The organism is Myxococcales bacterium (genome assembly GCA_016706225.1).
GTDB lineage: Bacteria > Myxococcota_A > Polyangia > Polyangiales > Polyangiaceae > JADJKB01.
In genome coordinates this window covers 800486-820038 of sequence record JADJKB010000003.1, presented here as the reverse complement: position 1 = coordinate 820038, position 19553 = coordinate 800486, and the positions used below count along the sequence as shown (strand labels likewise).

Here is a 19553-nt window from a genome sequence, read left to right as displayed (position 1 = left end):
GGCTGGGAAGTGCGCGCCCTTTCCCTGGTTGCCATCGTGTTCTGTCTCGGGTGTTCTCGCCGCGAAGATCAGCGACCTCCGCGCGCGGAGCCGGCAGCTGCGCTCGCGCCGCGTGCCGGGAGTGGCCAGGCGCACGAGCCCGTCGCACTGGTCGAGCTGTTCACCAGTGAAGGTTGTTCGAGCTGTCCGCCGGCCGACGAGAATCTCACGCGAATTGCTCATGCCTCCCAGCGGTCGGGCCAACGTGTCATCGCGCTTTCGTTTCACGTCGACTACTGGAACTACCTCGGTTGGACCGATCCGTTCAGTGACTCCCGCTATTCCGCGCGCCAGAAACACTACGCGCGTCTGCTCGGCTCGAATGTCTACACCCCCCAAATGGTCGTGAACGGTCGCAAGCAACTGCTCGGCTCCAGCGAGGGTGAAGCCGACGAAGCCATCGCCCGCGGCCTATCGGAGCCTGCCTCGCACGCCGTAAAGCTGAGGACACTGGACGGAGGTCGCTTCCAGGTAGAGGTCACGGGTGCCCCGCGCCGCGCCATGGTCAGCCTGGCGCTGGCCGAGAGTGCCGGCGACGTCGCGGTCCGGCGCGGCGAAAACGCTGGGCGTCACTTGAGTCACGTCAACGTGGTGCGCGCCTTCACCAGCAGAGAGATCGAGCTTCCGGGCAGCGTGACACTCGATCTGGTACTGCCGGCGGAGGCGTCGCGGGACCGCTCCGTCGTCGTGGCCTTCGCCCAGGCTGTGGACGACGCCCGGGTGTTGGGCGCGGAGACGCTGCGGCTCGCGCAACCTTGAAGGCGCCCGCCTCGGGCCGGCGTAGCCAGTGATTGCGCTCTCGCCCCGAGGCGTGTGAGCCTGGTGCTGGATTGCATGACAAAGACTGTCCTGCCGCTGCTGGGTCTGGTGCTCATCTCCTGCCGCGAAGCGCCGGACGCTGGTGTGCGACCCGCGCCGAGTGCCATCGCGTCCTCGACTCCACCGTTCGGTCAGGCACCGAGTGACACGTCGGGAGCGCCCTCCGCAGCCGTTGAACCGAGCTCACCCGCGAGTGCCTCCGCCGCGGTCGCGGCTGGGTCGCCGAGCAGGGAGCGGGACGAGGGTTGTATGAGCGCGAAGTTGTCCGTGGAGCGGGCGAAGCCCCACAAACAGGCGGCGGCGCCCTTTGCGGATTGCGCCGCCGGCGTCTTCAGTCATTGCGCGGAGAAGGGCGACAATACGCGCGGCCACTTGTGCAGTCGGCCTCTGGACACCGTTCGCACGGCGCGCGCCCGCAAGATCAACGCGGACCTGTGTTGTTATTGAGGGAGCGCATCGTGCCAGCACAAGAAGGGATCCGGGCGAGCGAGTGGGTCGAGCTCGGTTTGTTGTTCTTGATTGCGACCAACGGGCTGGCGTGTGCGGCGCCAACGCCGGTCCAGGGTGAAGGCACGCCAGCGCGACCCACGAAGAACGAGAGCGGACCGCTGGCTGCCATCAGCGCAGCCAGGTCTCCGCCAGACCCGCCACTCCCCCAGAGCACTTCGGCATCGGCGGTCCCGTCCCCCACGCCGCCTCCGGTTCCGGCTCCACCGCCACCTGCCGAGCCGACGGCAGCGACAGCCAAGATGGAGCTTCGCCTCCCGGAGTCAGTCGTGGTCGGCGAGGCGATCCCGATCGAGCTCGTCAACGTCGACGATCACGACCACGCATTCTCACTCCCGGGCGCGAGCAACGGCTGCGGTGCGTTTGCCTTCCGGGTGACCTTCCGCGGTCATGGCACCACCTACAAAGAGGACCGCTCGGCCATTGGTTGCAGCCAAGCCTACGTGCCACCGCGGTGGCTGGTCATCGCGAAGGGCGAGAGCATGAAGTGGGAGCACGAGAGCAGTTCGCCAGTGCTTGCCGGTTCGGAACAACCCCCTCCGCTCGGCAAGAAACAACGCACGCTGCAGGCCGGCAAATACACGCTGACCGTGAGCGGCGCCAACATCTCGGTGAGCGCGCCCATCACGCTGCGCTCGAAGTAGCGTCGCCGAGCGGGCCGGTTTCCCGCCCACAAGCCGCATATCTCGCAAGCGTGCACACTCCGCCGGCGCTGGCCCACTCACGCTATACTGCCGTCGGGTGTTGAAGATCGCGGACGTCCTCGCGGACCGCTTCGAGGTCGAGCGGTTTGCTGGAGCAGGGGGCATGGGCCAGGTGTTCCGCGCCCGAGATCTGCTCACTGGAAAACTGGTCGCGCTCAAGCTTCTGATCGGCGATGGCAACACCGAGCGGTTCTTGCGCGAGGCCCGGCTGCTCGCCGAGCTCGATCACCCGGGCATCGTGCGACACGTCGCTCACGGCACGACGCCCGATGGGCAGTCCTACATCGCAATGGACTGGCTGGATGGTGAGACCCTGAGCGCACGCCTCCGTCGTACTCGCTTGACCGATGAGGACTCGGTCGAGGTCGTCTCGCGATTGGCCGACGCGCTGAGCGCCGCCCACGGCCGCGGCATCGTGCACCGTGACATCAAACCCGCGAACGTGATCTTGCTCGACTCGCGCATCGATCGCGTCAAGCTGCTCGACTTCGGCATCGCTCACATGACGGAGGCCTCGGCGGTCATGACTCGCACCGGGGCGGTGCTCGGCACGGTGGGCTACATGGCGCCGGAACAAGCCAAGGGGCTGCGGACACTCGACGCACGGGCCGACGTGTTTGCCCTCGGCGCGGTGCTGTTTCATTGCCTGACGGGGCGCCCGCCGTTTGCGGGGGGTGGTGCGGTCGCGGTGCTCGCGAAGCTCGTGCTGGACGACGCCCCACGCTTGAGGTCGTTGCGGCCGGAGCTCCCGCGCCAGCTCGACGAGCTGCTTGCAGCGCTCTTGGCCAGAGAGCCGGTGGGACGCCCGCCGAATGCGGGCGCGGTGGTGAGCGCACTCGGTGCAATCACGCTCGAGCCCGGCGCACCAAAGACCTTGGCTCCGTCCGCGGAAGAAGCGCTGACCGGTACGGAGCAGAAGCTCGTGGCGGTGCTCCTGGCGAGCGGTGTGGCATCCGATGATGCCTCCGAGTGGGGTTCCAGCGCTTTCGAGTCGGTCGGTTCTGGCACGCCGAGCGAAACGAGCGACGTGCCCACCCGCGCCGACGGTCGTGCATCGGGGCGAATCGTGCGCGAGGCGCGCAAGCTCATCTCCACGTTCGGGGGACGGCTCGAGCCGTTGCGCAGCGGCTCGATGGCAGTGATGTTGACGGCGGCTACCGGCACTCGAGGTGGGTCGGCCACGGATCTGGGCATGCGCGCCGCCCGCTGTGCGCTCTCGCTCCGGACGCTCTTGCCGACTGCGCCGATGGCCTTGGCGACGGGCCGCGGAGTCGTCGCTGGTTCGTTCCCCGTCGGTGAGGTCATCGATCGCGCAGCCGAGCTGCTGCCATCGGCACCCACGAGCGGCGCGGGGATCGCACTCTGTGACGTGACCGCCGGGCTCCTCGACGGGCGCTTCGAGGTTACCGGAGGCTGTGTGCTCCTAGGGGAGCGTGTCGCCGATACGTCTCGCAAGCTGCTCGGGCGCCCAACCACGACCGTGGGGCGGGAGCGAGAGCTCAGGTTCCTGGAAGGTCTGCTCGACGAGAGCATCGCGGAGCCCATCGCGCGGGCAGCACTCGTCGTCGGTCCGGCGGGCATCGGCAAGTCCCGCATTAGGTACGATATCGCGCGCCGTGCCGCGCGCCGCGACGAGCCGCCAAGAGTGTGGACCGCGCGCGGTGATCCGATGAGCGCAGGCTCTCCGTTCGGTCTAGTGTCCCAGGTGCTCCGGCGCGAATTGGGTGTGCTCGACGGCGAGCCCAAGACCGAGAGCCGCGCGCGCCTCGAAGCCTGGGTCGCGCAGCGGTTTCCAGCCACGGATCGCCTGCGGCTGACCGGATTTCTGGGGGAGCTCGCCCGTGTAGCGGCGCTCTCCGAGGACGACGAGCAGCTGGCCGAAGCGCGCCGCGATCCCGTCTTGATGGGAGATCAGCTGCGCCGGGCCTTCGAGGATGTGATTGTCGCCGAGTGCGGGCGCGGTCCGCTCCTGATCGTGATCGAGGATCTTCACTGGGGTGATCTGCCCAGCGTGAACCTGTTGGATGCGGCACTCCGCGTGGCCAAGGCCCTTCCATTGATGGTGCTCGCGCTCGCGCGGCCCGAGGTCCGGGACGCCTTCCCAGGTCTCTGGTCGCAGCGCGAGCTGACGGAGATCAGCATTGGCGGCCTGACGCGCAAGGCATCCGAGAAACTGGTCCGTGAGGTGCTCGGCCCAGAGGTCGGCGCCGACACCCTCGCGCGCATCGTGGAGCGCGCAGACGGCAATGCGTTCTATCTCGAGGAGCTGATCCGGGCCGTGGCCGGCGGGGAACTGGAGAAGCTGCCAGAGACGGTACTGGCAATGGTTCAGTCGCGCCTCGAGTCGTTGCCCGACGGGGCTCGCCGAGTGCTGCGCGCTGCGAGTGTATTTGGCGGCGTGTTCTGGGATGCCGGCGTGGCCTGCCTGCTCGGCAGTGAGCAGGAGCCGGAAGAGGTCAAGGAGTGGCTGGTCATGCTGGCCGAGCGGGAGATGGTCACGGCCCGTCCAAGCAGCCGCTTTCCGGGTGTGAGTGAGCACGTCTTCCGACACGCGATGATCCGTGAAGCAGCCCACGCCATGCTGACGCCTGAGGACGCCGAGCGCGGGCACCGTCTGGCCGGAGGCTGGCTGGAAGAAAACGGCGAGCCGGACGCGCTGATGCTGGCTCAGCACTTCGATCGTGGCGGGCAACCTGCGAGGGCGCTGACCTGGTGTCGGACGGCGGCGGAGGAGGCGTTTGCAGGCAACGACCTCGCCGCCGCTGCGCGGGCCGCGGCGCGCTCGCTCGAGCTCGCGACCGCGCTGCCGTCAGACCAGCGTGTCCTGGGAGAGCTGACCTTGCTGGAGGGGGAGGTGGTCTACTGGCTCGGCCGGCATGCGGACGCACAAGTGCATGGCGAGCGAGCACTCTCGCTGCTGGAAGACGGGAGCGAAGCGTGGTTCGCTGCGGCTTCGATGTTGACCGTGTCCAGTCACCGCTCCGGCGACGTCGACACCGAGCGCCGCATGGCGCGACGTTTCCTCGACGAAGGCTGGTGTGACCGCGCGGGAGTGGGTGCGTTGATGTCGAGCTGCCGGATCGCGACCGCCATGGTGCAGATTGGTGACTACGAGCTTGCCGACGCCATCATCGACCGCATTGGCAGCTGGGCGCCGACACTGAAACACTTCCCGAGCGCCCAGGCGCGGTGGCAGGCGAGTCTCGCCGCGCGCGCTCTCTACAAGGGGTTCACCTGGGAGTATCGCCAGCTCTCCGAGCGCGCGGCCGAGGCCTGCGAGGCCGCCGGCGACCTTCGCACAACGGCGATTCACCGGCACAACGCCAGCCACGCCTGCATCGAGCTGGGCATGTACGAGCGCGCGGTGGAGGGGCTGCGAGAGACCCTTCGGCTCGGCACTCGCATCGGGGTACGAAACGTGACCGCCTCAGCGAAGAACAACCTCGGTGCGGCGCTGACTCACCTCGGCAACTTCCAGGAGGCGCGCGCGCTGCTCGAGGATGCCATCCACGAGCTCCGCGCCCAGGGTGACAAACGCATGGAAGGTGGCGCGCACAATCACCTGGCTGAGCTGTTGCTGGCCGAAGGAGACGCGGTCGGTGCCGCCACGGAGGCGGAGCGAGCCGTTTTGGTTCTCGCCCACGTTCCCCCCACGCGCATTCAAGCCATGGGCACGCTGGCGCGGGCGCAGCTCGCGTGCGGGCAGCGTGAGCAGAGCCTGGCGACGGCACGGCGGGCTAACTCGGACCTGGACGCCGCCGGTTCCATCGCCGACGGAGAGGCGTTGGTCCGCCTCTCCCTCGCGGAGGCTCTCCTGCAGAGCGGCGATGAGGTTGGAGCGCGCGAGGCGGCCGCGCGTGCGTGTCTGCGACTGGATGAGCGCGCCCGGCCCATCGACACCGAGGAGGGGCGGCGAGCGTTCTTCGAGCGTGTCGTCGCCCATCGGCGGCTGAGGCTGTTGGCGCAGTCGGCGGGCTAGCCCCAAAGTTTCACCCGCGCTCGAACAATCTGACAAGATGCGCCGAGTCTTGCTGCCGGCGCCCCTCACATGAACGATCTGCTCGCCGCCTTTTTGCTCGGTGTCATCGAGGGTGTGACGGAGTTCTTGCCGATCTCGAGCACGGGCCATCTGCTCATCGCCGAACGCTGGCTGGGAGCTCGCTCCGACCTGTTCAACATTGCGATCCAGGCTGCGGCGATCGTCGCCGTCGTGCTGATCTATCGCCGTCGTCTGTGGCAGCTGCTCGTCGGCTTTCGTGAACGAGACAATCGCGACTACGCACTCAAGCTCGCGGCGTCATTTGGCGTGACCGCGGTGCTCGGTCTGGTGGCCAAGGCGCTCGGCCTCAAGTTACCGGAGGCGCTGGGGCCGGTTGCCTGGGCGCTCCTCTTGGGTGGCGTGATAATGCTCGGAGCAGAACAGGTGGCGGCGCGGCGTGCACCACCTGACGGCGAGGTTGTCGAGATCAGCTGGTCGGTCGCGCTCCTGGTTGGTGCTGCGCAAGTGGTGGCGGGAGTATTTCCCGGGACGTCGCGCTCGGCGGCGGCGATCTTCGCGGCACTCTTGTTCGGAACGAGCAGCCGCGTCGCGGCCACCGAGTTCGCATTTCTGGTGGGGATCCCGACCATGTTCGCGGCGACGGCGTTCGAGCTCTTGCGCGCCGTCAAACACGCTGGGCTTGGCGGCGAGAACTGGGCTTCGCTCGGCGTTGCGTTCGGTGTCTCCGGTGTGACCGCCTTCGTGGTCGTGCGTTGGTTGCTCGGCTACATCCAGACCCACCGCTTCACGCTGTTTTCGCTGTACCGCATCGCGCTGGGTGTGGCGCTCCTGGTGTCTTTCGGGCGCTAGTCAGGCGCGGGCCTTCGACTCCACCTCCACGAAGAAAACTTCCGCAGCCCGTAGGGATGGGCGCCTGCACGGCGTCCATCCCTCGAACCGGAGACCCCCACCCCCATGAAATCGCCTTCGACTCGCCGTTTTTTGCTCAGTAGCCTCGTGGCGTTGACGGCCGTCGCTTGCGCCGGCGCCGCTGACCACACCGCGAATCCCGACACCAGTCAGGCCCCGGCCGCGACGGCCAAGAACGACACCCAGAGCGCCGCGAACGCGGGTCCCGATCCGAGCGAGCTCATCAAGCGCTTCGATGCCAACAAGGACGGAGTGCTCGAGGTATCCGAGTTGCCCCCGCGCTTGCAGAAGTGGCTGGGCAAGGCAGACACAAACGGCGACAGCAAGTTGTCTGCCGACGAGCTGCGAGCCCATGCAAAACAGATGCAGAAGGAGCATTTCGCGCGCATGGACAGCAACAAAGACGGAGCGCTCACCAGTGACGAAATCGGTGAACGCCGCTGGAAACACCTGAGTGACGCCGACGCGAACAAGGACGGCAAGGTCACCGAGCCGGAGCTCGCGGAGGCCATGAAGTCAGGCAAGCTGCGGCCCCCGCGGGGCGGCGGTTGGGGTCGCGGTGGGCGCGGTCCCGGCGGCCCAGGTCAAGGTCCCGGCGGGCGCGGTAGGATGATGCAGAAGCTCGACGCGAATCAGGACGGTGCCCTGAGCGCAGAGGAAGCCGGCGCTGAAATGTGGGCGCACATCAGCGTCGCGGACGCCGACAAGGATGGCAAGGTCACCTTCGACGAGCTACGCGCCGCGAAGGAGAGCGGCAAGCTCGCACCGATGAAGCGGAGGCACGGCGATGACGACGACGGCGACGATGACGACGCTGAATGATTGAGCGCTCGGCTCAGATCAGAACGCCTGGCCGCCATTCGGTTGGCCGGGCGTCGCCGTGACCGGGCCGGTCCAGGTGAAGTCAGAGTACTTCTTGCCGGTGCCGGTGAGCTGCAACGACTGCCCTGCGGGCGAGGTCGAGAGCTCACTCTTGCCGATGTCGACCGACAGCATGCCGCTCGCAGGTCCGTCGGTCGGCGTGAGCTTGCCCTCGTAGGACAAGAACTGGATGACCTTGCCCGCCTTGTCCGCGAGCGCCACGCCATCGGGCTCCGGCGTGCCGTCGACGCCGCCGTTCTGGATGTTGATTGCGGCGGTCCAGATGGTGCCGAAGCCGTTCTTCTGATTCGGGATCACACCAGCCAGGGTCTTGGTCATGTACTGCTTCAGCTGTCCGGGAGCTCCGTTGTAGAAGACCAGGGTGTAGCCCGACACGTCGGTGCCCGCCGTTCCCGCCACCTCGACGCCTTCGCCGGCGTCGGTGCTGGCGTTGTCGTAGTGCAGCTCGTTGATCCAGACCTCGGGCGTCGTCGTCGTGCCGCAGGTCCCACAGCCGAGGCTCGCGACCTTGGCTGCGCAGCCCGCGCTCCAGGTCGTGAGGCAGGTCGAGTCACTCTTGCCGACGCACTCGATCACCGCGTCGCTGAGGCACTTGCCTGCGCTGCAACAGTTCGCCGGAGTCGGACAGGTTCCACACTTGAAGAGCAAGGTCTCGCCCGCGCACTTTGCGTCCCAGTCCTGGCTGCAGCAGTAGGCATCTTGCGCGCACACACAAGCTTGGATCGTCGAGTTGGTGCAGCCGGGCACGAAGGGTGTGCTCTCGCAGCAGTTGCTCTTCGGCGCGACACCACCCGTGCCGCCCCCGCCCGAGGTTCCCCCGGTTGCTGCGCTTCCGCCCGTGCCACTGTTGCCGCCGCCTGACGTGGTGCCGCCCGACGCCGCACCTCCGCCCGCGCCCGCTCCCCCGCTCGCGCCGCTGCCACCACCGCCGCTCGTCGTGCCGCCACTTCCGGCAGTGCCCGCCGCGCCCGCCGCGCTACCCGCTGCGCCGCCCTGATTGCCCACGCCTCCGCTCGCTGCGCTGCCCCCGGCACCGGTACCGCCACCCGAAAAACCGCCGCCTGTGTTCCCCGTTGCGCCGACCCCGGCAAAGGCACCCGCGCCCGCGCCGCCTCCGGCCCCTTCGGACTGTGCACAGGCGGCGAGTGCTGCGCTGCACGTCGCGACGATCCAGAAAGACCAGAGACGCTCGGGAGTACGCCGCATGATCAGGAAGGTACCGGCGCGGGCGCGCTTTTCAAGCACGGAGTGAGGAGCCCCGTGCTGTCGGGCAGTTGTCCCCGAATGGACGCACGTGGCTCCTGGTGGGCGCACGATGTGCACGTGCGTCGACACAAAACCAACGCCGCTCGAACGCGCCCCGCGCGCTGAAGCTTCAGGCGCGCGGCTGCTCGTCGTCGTCGCTCGTCTCGTCTTCTTCTTCGAGCGCGGCGCCGTGGCACTTCTTGAACTTCTGTCCGCTACCGCACGGGCACAGATCGTTGCGCCCGATCTTGGGTGCGGCGATCGCAGGGGGTGGGCGCGGCGGCGGCACGGACTGCGGGCGCCCGCCGTCGCCGAGCACGTCGCCCACCGCTCGGGGTGATGCCGCGACGTGTTTTGCGACGGCCTGCTCCAGCAGATCTTGGTGCTCGGCCGCGGCCTCGGCCTCGATGGCTTCGATGTCCTCGGGGCGCTGGATCTGAGCCTCGAAGAAGCGCTGCAACACCGCACCGCTCACCTTGGCCATCATGTTCAAGAAGAGGTTGTACCCCTCCTTCTTGTACTCGTTCTTCGGGTCCTTCTGGCCGTAACCGCGCAGGCCGATGCCGTCGCGCAGGTGCTCCATGTTCGTCAGGTGGTCAACCCACGCTTGATCGATGGTCTCGAGGTAAATGAAGCGAAACACTCGCATCGCGTTGTCGATGCCGAGGGTTTTTTCACGCTCCAGGTACTGCTCCTCCGCCCGTTTGTAGAGGTCCCGTACCAGCTGGTCCGGGTCGCCGTACTCCTCGATTTCCGGGCCCGCCGCCAGCTTGAAGTTGTCGCGGAGTCCGTCCCGGATGCCCGTCCAGTCCCAGTCCTCCGGTGGTTTGTTCTCCGGACAGCTGTCCTCGACGATGGCAGCGATGACTCGATCGAGCAGATCGAGGGTGCGCTCGCGCTGCTCGCTCAGGCCTTGCGCCACGAGCTCGACCAGCTCGTCGTACATGTCGGCGGGCGTCCACTTCTTGGCGCGGTCCTCGATGGTCAGCCGCACACCCCAGAGCTGATAGACCTCGCGCTGCAGCGACTCGAGCTCGACGAGCTTGATGTCGCCCTCGAAGTCCTTGCGCTTCGGCGCCTTGTCTTTCGGGTCGGCCTTCTCCCCGTCCTCGTCGCCCTCCGTGTCGGCGCTGGCTTCACTCGGGCTGATGGGCGGGTCGACGAAATAGGTGAGCAGCTTGCCCACCATCGGGCGCACGAATTTCCTCACCGACTTGTCGAGGGGGATCGCGCGAATACTCCCGGTCGGTTTGCCTACCTCGTCGAGCTCTTCCGGCTCGTAACGACCTTGCAATAGCTGCTGCCGGAGTGAGTACACCGTGCGACGCTGCGCGTTCATCACGTCGTCGTACTCGAGCAGGTTCTTGCGGATGTCGAAGTTGCGCTCCTCGACCTTCTTCTGAGCGTTCTCGATGCTGCGCGAGACCCAGGGGTGCTCGATGGGTTCGTCGTCCGGCAGACCCATGCGGTCCATCAAGGTCTTCACCTTGTCGCCGGCGAAGATGCGCATCAGATCGTCCTCGAGCGACAGATAGAAGCGGCTCGACCCCGGGTCGCCCTGCCGCCCTGCGCGGCCGCGCAGCTGATTGTCGATGCGGCGCGACTCGTGGCGCTCGGTGCCGACGATGTGCAGGCCGCCGAGGTCCACGACCTCTTTGTGCTCGTCGCCGCAGAGCTGTTCGTACTTCTTCTCCAGAAGTGCGTAGTCCTCGGTGTCCAGATCGATGTCCTTGCCGTTCTGCTTGAGCTCCCACTTCGCGAGCATCTCGGCGTTGCCGCCGAGCACGATGTCGGTGCCGCGACCGGCCATGTTGGTGCTGACGGTGATGGCGCCTTTGCGCCCCGCCTGCGCCACGACGAAGGCCTCGTTCTCGTGGTGTTTGGCGTTCAGCACGTGGTGCGGGACGGCCTTCTTCGTCAGGATCTTGCTGATGGCGGTGCTCTTCTCGACGCTGGTCGTGCCGACCAGCACGGGGCGACCCTCCTTGTGCTCCGCGAGGATCTCCTTGATGACTGCCGTGAACTTCTCGCGCTCCGTCTTGTAGACGATGTCGTGCTCGTCGGCGCGGATCATCGCTTTGTTGGTCGGGATGGCGACGCAGTCGAGTTTGTAGGTCGAGTGGAACTCGCTGGCTTCCGTCTCGGCTGTGCCGGTCATGCCACCGAGCTTCTTGTACATGCGGAACAGGTTCTGGAATGTGATCGTGGCGATGGTGCGGCTCTCCTCGTGGATGCGCACGTTCTCCTTCGCCTCGACGGCCTGGTGGAGCCCGTCGCTCCAGCGGCGGCCCTGCAGCACGCGCCCGGTGAACTCGTCGATGATCAGCACCTTGCCGTCCGGGCTCACCATGTAGTGCTGGTCCCGCTTGTACAAAGCGTGGGCTTTCAGCAGCTGATACATGATGTGCAAGGTCTGCATGTTCGCTGGGTCGTACAGGTTTCTCACTCCGACCAGCTTCTGCACGTACTCGACGCCGTCGTCGGTGAGGGTGGCGCTGAAGGCCTTCTCGTCGACGTTGTAGTGCTCGTCTTTGTGCAGCTTCGCGACGACCTCGTTGAGCCGCATGTATTTCTCGCTGGCGGCGTCAGCGGGACCGCTGATGATCAGCGGGGTGCGGGCCTCGTCGATCAAGATCGAGTCGACCTCGTCCACGATGGCGAAATTCAGCGTGCGCTGGGCGTACTCGAGGGCGCTGAACTTGAGGTTGTCACGCAGGTAGTCGAAGCCGAACTCGTTGTTCTGGCCATAGGTGATGTCGCACTTGTACGCGCGCTTCTTGTCTGCGTCGTTCTCTTGTGGAACCACGACGCCAATGGTGAGCCCCAGGAAATTGTAGAGGCGCCCCATCCACTCCGCGTCACGTTTGGCGAGGTAGTCGTTGACCGTGATCAGGTGCACGCCCTTGCCCTCGAGCGCGTTGAGGTAGACGGCCAGCGTGGCGACCAGGGTCTTGCCCTCGCCGGTTCGCATCTCGGCGATCTTGCCCTGGTGGAGCACCATGCCGCCCATGAGCTGCACGTCGTAGTGGCGCATCTTCAGCGCGCGCTTGCCGCCCTCGCGGCAGACGGCAAAGGACTCGATCAGGATGTCGTCGAGCGAGGCGCCGTTGTCGAGCTGCTCCTTGAACTCCGCCGTCTTGGCCTTGAGCTCCGCGTCCGTGAGCTTGGAGATCGATTTTTCGAGGTCGTTGATGGCAGCCACCACGGGCCGCATCCGCTTGACCGCGCGTTCGTTGGAGGTGCCGAACAGCTTTTTCGCTACCCAGGTGAGCATCCAGACTCTCTTTATTGGCCCGAGACGAGCGCCCCAACGGCGTCGGGAGACCGGGAAAAGTCGGAGGAAACTAATGCCTCGTGGCGGAGCACGCTAGGAGGAATGGGAATTCTCCTGGATGGGGGCCCCTGCTGGCCGTGGAACGCCGCTATTACGGGGACTTAGACGCTGGATTGGCGGAGTTCCGGGCGCCGCACCAAAGAACCCTTTCATGCAGCCAGTGCAGGCTGGCTAGTATTCCGGGTTCGCTGATGCAGTCTGACGACGACCTGGTCTTGCGTTGCGAGCGTCGCCTCGGCGCCGTCATCGACGGCACCTGGCAGCTCCGGCAGTTGCTGGGGCTCGGCGGCATGGCGGCGGTGTACGCGGCCGTCGACGGCAACGGGGAGCGCGCGGCCATCAAGCTCATCCACGCGCACCTCGCGAAGAACCCGTCGGTGCGCGCGCGCTTCAACCGCGAAGCCTACATCGCCAACAAGATCGAACATCCGGGCGTGGTTGCGATTCGTGGAGACGGCACGAGCCACGACGGCGAGCCCTACATCGTGATGGAGCTGCTCCGGGGGCAATCCATCGACCTGTTGCTCGACACGCACCGTGGACGACTGACCATTCGCGACACGTTGCACATCGCCGAAGGTGTGCTCCAGGTGCTCACCAAGGCGCACCCGCGGGGCATCATCCACCGGGACATCAAACCCGAGAACATCTTCCTGACATCGGACGGCGACGTGAAGGTGCTCGACTTTGGCATCGCACGCATGCTGGACCAGGAGCGCGACACAGGTCACACGCGCACCGGCGTGATCATGGGCACGCCCTCTTTCATGGCGCCGGAGCAAGCGCTCGGTCGCTGGTCCGAGGTCGATACTCGGACGGATCTCTGGGCGGTGGGAGCGCTGATCTTTCTTCTGATCAGCGGCCGCCTCGTGCACGGCTCGGGCACCGGCAGCGAGATGCTGATCCGGGCGGCAACCCGGCCGGCGCCCTCCCTCGCCCGGGTGGCGAAGGCGCCGCTGAAGCTCGTGCGGTTGGTCGACCGGGCCCTGGCCTTCGAGCCGCAGCGACGCTTTCCGGACGCGCGCGCCATGCTCGAGCAGCTCCAGGCGCTGCGTCGAGAAATCGGTGACGCGGGCGTCGCCGAGCGCACGGACACAGGGTCGAAACCGCCGCCGTCTCCCTACGAGGAGGCGACGGTCGTGGGCACCCATCCCGAGACGGCGTCGGTCGCCGAGGTCGCGCTCTCGTCCGACGTGGAGGTCGAGTTCACGGGGGAAGAGGAGGTCGACATCGACGAGTTGATCGAGGGCGAACCGGAGGCGCTCCCGCGCGTCCGCGACGGAGCTCCATCAGCGCCGGAGATCGAACGACCGTCACCCTCGACCAAGCCGCGCGCCCGGCGGGTCGCGGCGGAATCCATCGTCGACGAGCGCTTCGCGGAGTCGGTCGTGAAGGCCTACCGTCGTGCGGTGCCGGAGGGCACGGCGGAGTCAGTCACCGAACCCATCCGCACCGGTCTCAGGCGGTTGGCGACGCGCGCTCCGGATGCGGCGTTGCGTCTCTTGCTGGCTCTGTGCAGCGCAGTCGATGATCCTACGAAGTCCGACAACGACGAAGTCCGCCGCTCGTTTGCCGCCGCCATCGTCTCGACGCGGGCGCTCGGCGCGCTCCTGGCGAACGCGGCTGCGGAGGGGGTCGATCGCGCCGTCAGCGCCGCGGCCATCGGCAAGCTGCTCGGGTTTTTGGGCGACGCCCACGCCGGCGTCGTGCTCGAGAATTTGACCGCGGTGCCCGATGGAGAGCTGAAGGAGCTACTCCGGGACTACCTGGCCCGCAGCAGCACGGGTTACGAACGTGATTTCGGTGCCCTGTTTGCGCACGCGCCCGCGGAGCTCGGCGTCGAGCTGGTACGGGTCCTCAGAAAGATGGGAACGCCCAGGGCTCGCGCGGCGCTGTTGTTTGGCGAGGCCAGTGAACACGCCGAGGTGCGAGCGGCGGCAGAGGCGGCGCTGGGAGACGAGCCGGAGTAGCACCCGCGCTGGGAAAGCGCGGGCGGCTCACTTCGCTTCCACGAGCGCCAGCGTTCAGCGGCGCCAGACTGCCCGCGCTACCCCTGACCCCAAGCGACGCTCTCATGTCTCTCCCCGAGCTCGGTGCGCCTTGCGGCCTCCGCGCACCAGGGCGCGCGCCGGAATGGTGCCGTGGATCATCAAGCTGGCCATGTCGGCGCAGCGATCAACCAGCGCTCGCGCTCCTTCGCGCAGAGCTGCGCTCTCGGCCACCATGCGGGTGTTGTTCTCCATGTCCTCGGCGCTCCAGCCGCGCGAATGAGCGATGTAGGGGAACTGCGGGAACTGCACGCCGAGCTCCGCGAAGAATCCCAGCATCTGTCCCGCAGTGCCCTGCACGTTGTCCTGACCTCCCGTGATGATGAACCCCGCGGCTTTGTTCTTGAGCAGGTGTCGCCCCGCGATCGTCTCCTGGTTCTGGATGCAGTTCATGCGTTCGACCATCTTGAAGTAGAGGCTGCTCGCCGCACCCCAGCGGATGGGAGTTGCGATCAAGTACACGTCGGCCCAGTGCACCAGCGCCTCGTACACCTGGTCGAGCTGGTCGTTCGGATCCATCTCGGTGATCGAGCACGGCCAGGTGCAGGCGCGCGCTGACTTCGAGTAGAACCCCTCGCAGGCGCGGAATGCCAGATCCCGCAGCCGCAGCATGCGCGTCTCGAAGCCGCTGGCGTCGGCGTGCCGCTGCGCTTCTTCGAGCAAGTTCTCCGAGGTGCTGAAGCGCGGGTGCCCGTCGGTCATTGCCGTCGTCGACAGACACAACACTCGCACGGGACCTTCTTCACGCTGCGGAGTGCGCGCAAGGGGGTGAGGCGCGTGGGCCTTCTTCTTGCGCGGTGTGGCGCTCGCGACATCAACGAAGAGTCTTCCGTCTTCCGTCTTGAGCGCGTAGGTCGGGACGCCGTCGTCCTCGAAACCCGGCTCACCGAGCCCCGTCTCGTGGTGGTACTTCCAGTAGTGCCAGGGGCAGACGACGTAGTCGCCGTCGAGCTTGCCCTCGCCCAGAGGCCCGCCGGCGTGATTGCAGACGCCGGAGATGGCGCTGAAGCGGCCGCCTCGATACGAGAGCGCCAGGCGCGCTCGGCCCGCCATCATCGCCTGCAGCTCGTGTTTTGCGAGCTCCTCGACCAGGCCGAGCTCCACCCAGTTTGCTTCAGTCACACGCTGACCCTCCCTGCACCCGCCCAGGCTAACGCAGTCAGCGTTCTCGCAGGCGAGAAATGGCCAGTTCTGCGGCGGCGGCCTGGGCTTCGCTCGAGAGTGAACTGCATCGAAGCGCGGTGAATAGTCTTCGCACCAATGAACCTTGCGCGCTGGGCGGCGCGGGGCTTCCAGGCACCCACACTCGGGCGGCGAGGGGCGGCGAGCGGCCGCGCATGCGCGCGCGGAAGCGGCGGGCACTTGCGCGGCGGCGAGCACTTGCGCTGGCGAAAGCGACGGGCGCTGGCTCGGGAGAACGCGCGGCAGCGGGCGCGCTGGCGAAAGTGACCGCGCGGCGGCGGGCGCTTGCGCTGGCGAAAGTGACGGGCGCCGGCTCGGAAGAACGCGGGCCGGACCCGGCCCGCGCGCTGATCCCTTCGCAGGTCGCCCCAAGAAATCTGCTCACCGATCACGATTGTGCTTGACCGATTTTCGCAGCCCCGTCGCGCGCGATCGACGAGGTCGATTGCAACAGCGTGCTGCCGCCCGGCATTCGACACCAGACGCGCTCCCGCAACGAAGACACTTCGGCCGCCGTCCGATGCTCCGATCGCCGCGCTGGATGTCAGCTGCGAGGCAAAAAATCCCCGTGGTACGAGAGCCTCATGAGTCAGGCTGCTCTTCATCAGCTGAGCGACGCCGAGCTCGTCGAGGCCACCCGCTCCCTCGTCGTCGCCGGCCGCCGGGTCACCGCCAAGCTCATCCTCGACCTCGCCGAGGTCGAGGAACGCCGCCTTCACCTGCGTGCCGCGTCCCCTCTCTCTTCGACTTTTGCACGCGCCGCCTCGGCATGAGCGAGGGCGAGGCCTATCGACGCATCGTTGCCGCGCGTCTCGCGCGTAAGTTTCCGGTCATTCCGGCGCTGGTGGCCTCGGGCAAGGTGCACCTCTCGGCCCTCGCGCTGCTCAAGTCCCACCTGACACCGGACAATCACGCCGAGTTGCTCGACCTGATTTGCGGCAAGACCAAGCGCGAAGTGCAGACCCTCGTCGCCCACCTCGCACCCAGACCCGATGTGCCCTCCCGAATGCGCAAGTTGCCGCCGCGGCGCCCGCCGTCGCTCTCGACCTGCGACACGAGCGCGCGCGGTGCCGCGCAAATTCAAGTCCTCGCCCCCGAGCGCCACGCGGTGCACTTCACTGCCAGCACGGAGCTGCGTGGCAAACTGGAGCGCGCGCTCGATCTCACGAGTCACGTGAACCCGAGCCGCGACCTCGCGCTCGTGGTCGAGCGCGCCGTCGATCTCCTGCTGAACGATCTCGAGAGGAAGAAGCTCGGCAAGGCCGCGCGCCCCGCCCGCCCCCGACGCTCGGACGGCGAGCACGTGAGCAATCCGACGCGGCGCGAGGTCTTCGCTCGCGATGGCGAGCGCTGCACTTACACCAGCTCGCATGGGGAGCGCTGCACGGCGCGCGCGTTTCTCGAGCTCGACCACAAGCAGCCGCGCGCGCTGGGCGGGAGCGCCGATCCCGACAACCTGCGCGTGCTCTGCCGCGCGCACAATCTCCTCGCCGCCGAGGCCGTCTTCGGGCGCGACCTCATCAGCAGGCCAATCCACCTCCGCGAATTGCGCAAGCCATACTCCCCCTGTACGAGGCGCGCGCGACGACCCGCGACGGGGAGGGCCTCCGCACGAATCCAACACGAAGATGGAAACCCACTTGCGCTGGGAGAGGCGGCCGCTTGTCGCGCCAGCCGGAAGCCACTTGCGCAGGGTACGGCGTCCCCCCACCACGCCAGCGCCAAGCCCAAGTGCTCCGGGACACCGGAAAAGACTGGGTGGGGGCGCCGCCCATTCGCGCTCGGCACGCCACTTCGTACCCACGCGCCCGCCGCGGCCGCGTGTCTGTGGGATCGATGTACTCTGCTGGCGGAGTGAACCGCAGCTTCATCCCGCGAATTGGCGGCCTCGCGCTCGGGCTCACCGCAGCGTGTGCAGCCGAGCGCGGCCCCGCGCACCGAGCCCCCGTCGGCCCCCGGCTCGAGATCCCCGCTGCCGCCTCCGCCGGCCCACCCGCTCCCGCGGCCCCGGCACCATCCCAGGCGCTGCCCGAAGTCCTCGAACCAGCAGCTACTGCCTGTCGCTTCAACGCGAAGAGCTGGGGCTTCGAGTCCCTCCGGCTCGCCGACGGTGAAACTGGATTCGCAACCGCCTACGCGGCGCCCGTCGAGATCTTCGTGCCTCCGGGCGCGCCCCACACGAGCGTCGCAGTGATCGACGACGGCGAGGTAGTTCTGAAAGGCGTCGTGCCCGCTGGTGAATTACTGCTCTATGCCAAGAAGGCGACCGCGCTCGGCGGCTTCCTCGTGCCGAAGTTCCACGTCCCGCTGCGGTGGATGGGTGGAGCCGCCGGCAAGCTGCGCGTCGGTGTCGATGCCAAGAGTCGACTCGCCTCACCCGAGGTGGTCGAGGACGACATCGCGTGCGCCGAGCTCGATCTCTTGGCTGCCAGCTTCAGCGCGCGGGAGTTGATTACAAAGCGCGCCCACCTGCCGGAGAAGCTCGTGTTGCGCCAGGGGGCGGCGCTCACTACGGCGATCGGGGAAACCCCGCCGGCTTCGCTCCTCTCTGGGCTCCGCGCGGAGGTGCTCGAGACTCAGCGCGGTTCGTCGCGGATCCTGATCGACGCAGCATCCTTCATTCTCTTCGGCTGGGTGGACTCGGCCGATCTCGGGCCGGCACCTCCCGTGAACCAGTTTGGTCGGCTGGGCGGGCGGCACCGCACGCGGCTTCCCATGATCTCCGGGGGACAGACCTGCGCGCGCGACCTTTCGCTGATCGCCGAGGTGGGCGAGGTGCGCTCGCGGGTCGGGAGCTTGCGGGCCGGCACGCGCTTCCAGCCGCTGTTCGCGCCGCCGGAACCGATGGACGAGACCGGAGCTCCACCCCCTCGTCGCTCTCAGCGCCGGGCCCGTGTCGTCGCCGTGCAACTGCCGAGGACGCGCTGGCTGCGCCTGGCGGAGGGAGCGCGGCTCTCGGTCCTCGAGGACGAGCTGCGCGAGTGTGAGCGAGCTCCGGACCCTCACTGACCCGGCGCGACATTGAACGCCAGGGTGTCCGGCAAGAAGTCGAGCTCCGCGTACACGAGATCCTCTTCTCCGCTCGGATGCCAGATGGCCTTGCCGCGAGTGGGCAGCTTGCGATCGCCGACTTCCTGCCACCCCTCGACGGGTGTCGTCCAGCGGCAGCGCGTGGTCTTGTTGGCGTTCTTCGGATCTGCGTAGAAGCGGTCGCTCGTCTCGAAGTCGAGGGGTGCGCCGCGCTCGTCGATGAACACCCGCGCCTTCGCTGTGCGACCGTGATCCGTGAGTGACACGTCGAACGAATGAGCGTCGACCTCGGACCAAGTCACGTCGGGCGAGAGCAGCATGCTCGGCGCGATCAGGACCCCGTCGTTGAGATAGGTCGACAGCTCACCGACGTCGAAGGCTTCGCCGCGGCCGTCCCCCACAGTGAGCCCGTCGAGCACGCGGATCAGCATGCGCCCGTGCCCGTCGACGTACGTGTCCCGGCCGACGACTGGCAGCACGCCGAAGAAGCGCAGCTGCATGTAGAAGAGCCGAGCGACCTTCGGGCGGGTGTCGTACGTCCACGCCTCCGTCTGCATCCAGGGTTCACGCCGCGAGCGCCGGAAACGCCCCGAAAATCCCAGGCGAAATGCCCAGTCGCGGGGACGACCCAGCACGCGCATGTACCCCAGGTAGCGGCGTGCGGCCTCCGGCAGCGGCTCGAGATCGGCGTCGCTCACCGGGGCGAGATCGAGTCCCGGAGCCGGGCCCTGCGGCAGGCCGAGGGTGGCCAACTCACGCATGAATTTGTTGCGCAGCGTCATGGGATCATCCTCTTCGTCATCGCAGCGTGTGCGGTGCTCACGGCGTTCGCGACGCTCGAAGTGCTAGCAGCA

Annotated in this window: 14 protein-coding genes; 10 read left to right on the top strand and 4 right to left on the bottom strand. The window is 67.3% G+C overall.

Annotation, left to right across the window (positions count from 1 at the left end; genetic code table 11):
• Positions 1-9: 9 nt before the first annotated feature.
• The 6 genes from IPI67_05245 (at position 10) to IPI67_05220 (ending at position 7800) form a co-directional block, all read left to right on the top strand.
• Positions 10-798: a DUF1223 domain-containing protein gene (locus IPI67_05245; GenBank protein MBK7579596.1), complete on the top strand. Its 789-nt coding sequence runs from the start codon at positions 10-12 to the stop codon at positions 796-798.
• Between the two features lie 75 nt (positions 799-873).
• Positions 874-1305: a hypothetical protein gene (locus IPI67_05240; protein ID MBK7579595.1), complete on the top strand. Its 432-nt coding sequence runs from the start codon at positions 874-876 to the stop codon at positions 1303-1305.
• Between the two features lie 11 nt (positions 1306-1316).
• The gene (locus tag IPI67_05235; GenBank protein MBK7579594.1) at positions 1317-2009 is read left to right on the top strand and encodes a hypothetical protein; all 693 of its coding nucleotides are present in this window, start codon (positions 1317-1319) and stop codon (positions 2007-2009) included.
• Between the two features lie 97 nt (positions 2010-2106).
• A complete protein-coding gene (locus IPI67_05230) occupies positions 2107-6048 on the top strand; it encodes a protein kinase (protein ID MBK7579593.1) in 3942 nt (1313 codons plus the stop codon).
• 69 nt (positions 6049-6117) lie between these two features.
• On the top strand, positions 6118-6918 hold the full coding sequence (locus tag IPI67_05225; protein MBK7579592.1) for an undecaprenyl-diphosphate phosphatase: 801 nt from the start codon (positions 6118-6120) through the stop codon (positions 6916-6918).
• A 105-nt stretch (positions 6919-7023) separates the two neighbouring features.
• Complete coding sequence (locus IPI67_05220) at positions 7024-7800, top strand: hypothetical protein (protein ID MBK7579591.1); 777 nt, start codon at positions 7024-7026, stop codon at positions 7798-7800.
• 18 nt (positions 7801-7818) lie between these two features.
• Here IPI67_05220 and IPI67_05215 read toward each other — a convergent pair whose 3' ends face one another.
• On the bottom strand, positions 7819-9066 hold the full coding sequence (locus IPI67_05215; protein ID MBK7579590.1) for a hypothetical protein: 1248 nt from the start codon (positions 9064-9066) through the stop codon (positions 7819-7821).
• 169 nt (positions 9067-9235) lie between these two features.
• Positions 9236-12379 (bottom strand): preprotein translocase subunit SecA, encoded by a 3144-nt coding sequence (gene secA / locus IPI67_05210; protein MBK7579589.1) that lies wholly within the window; start codon positions 12377-12379, stop codon positions 9236-9238.
• Positions 12380-12630: 251 nt separating this feature from the next.
• Between secA and IPI67_05205 the strand changes: the two genes are divergently transcribed.
• Positions 12631-14409 (top strand): serine/threonine protein kinase, encoded by a 1779-nt coding sequence (locus IPI67_05205; GenBank protein MBK7579588.1) that lies wholly within the window; start codon positions 12631-12633, stop codon positions 14407-14409.
• 102 nt (positions 14410-14511) lie between these two features.
• On the opposite strand, the gene IPI67_05200 is transcribed toward IPI67_05205, so the two are convergent.
• Positions 14512-15609, bottom strand: coding sequence for an NAD(P)H-dependent oxidoreductase (locus tag IPI67_05200; protein ID MBK7579587.1), 1098 nt, complete (start codon positions 15607-15609; stop codon positions 14512-14514).
• Between the two features lie 644 nt (positions 15610-16253).
• Between IPI67_05200 and IPI67_05195 the strand changes: the two genes are divergently transcribed.
• Genes IPI67_05195 through IPI67_05185 form a run of 3 tightly spaced genes read left to right on the top strand, consistent with a single transcriptional unit; the run spans position 16254 to position 18678 of the window.
• Complete coding sequence (locus IPI67_05195) at positions 16254-16442, top strand: hypothetical protein (GenBank protein MBK7579586.1); 189 nt, start codon at positions 16254-16256, stop codon at positions 16440-16442.
• Entirely contained in the window at positions 16439-17527 is a 1089-nt protein-coding gene (locus tag IPI67_05190) for an HNH endonuclease (GenBank protein ID MBK7579585.1), read from the top strand. Before IPI67_05195 ends, IPI67_05190 begins: the two co-directional genes overlap by 4 nt.
• Positions 17524-18678, top strand: a complete 1155-nt coding sequence (locus tag IPI67_05185; protein ID MBK7579584.1) for a hypothetical protein — start codon at positions 17524-17526, stop codon at positions 18676-18678. Before IPI67_05190 ends, IPI67_05185 begins: the two co-directional genes overlap by 4 nt.
• Here IPI67_05185 and IPI67_05180 read toward each other — a convergent pair.
• A complete protein-coding gene (locus IPI67_05180) occupies positions 18672-19481 on the bottom strand; it encodes a hypothetical protein (GenBank protein ID MBK7579583.1) in 810 nt (269 codons plus the stop codon). The genes IPI67_05185 and IPI67_05180 overlap by 7 nt on opposite strands.
• Between the last annotated feature and the right edge of the window lie 72 nt (positions 19482-19553).

What these genes read in the sequence shown, in the direction of transcription:
- IPI67_05240 (MBK7579595.1), top strand. Translation starts at nt 874, where the DNA reads ATGACAAAGACTGTCCTGCCGCTGCTGGGTCTGGTGCTCATCTCCTGC.
- IPI67_05225 (MBK7579592.1), top strand. Translation starts at nt 6,118, where the DNA reads ATGAACGATCTGCTCGCCGCCTTTTTGCTCGGTGTCATCGAGGGTGTG.
- IPI67_05220 (MBK7579591.1), top strand. Translation starts at nt 7,024, where the DNA reads ATGAAATCGCCTTCGACTCGCCGTTTTTTGCTCAGTAGCCTCGTGGCG.
- IPI67_05215 (MBK7579590.1), bottom strand. Translation starts at nt 9,066, where the DNA reads ATGCGGCGTACTCCCGAGCGTCTCTGGTCTTTCTGGATCGTCGCGACG.
- secA (MBK7579589.1), bottom strand. Translation starts at nt 12,379, where the DNA reads ATGCTCACCTGGGTAGCGAAAAAGCTGTTCGGCACCTCCAACGAACGC.
- IPI67_05205 (MBK7579588.1), top strand. Translation starts at nt 12,631, where the DNA reads ATGCAGTCTGACGACGACCTGGTCTTGCGTTGCGAGCGTCGCCTCGGC.
- IPI67_05195 (MBK7579586.1), top strand. Translation starts at nt 16,254, where the DNA reads ATGAGTCAGGCTGCTCTTCATCAGCTGAGCGACGCCGAGCTCGTCGAG.
- IPI67_05190 (MBK7579585.1), top strand. Translation starts at nt 16,439, where the DNA reads ATGAGCGAGGGCGAGGCCTATCGACGCATCGTTGCCGCGCGTCTCGCG.
- IPI67_05180 (MBK7579583.1), bottom strand. Translation starts at nt 19,481, where the DNA reads ATGACGCTGCGCAACAAATTCATGCGTGAGTTGGCCACCCTCGGCCTG.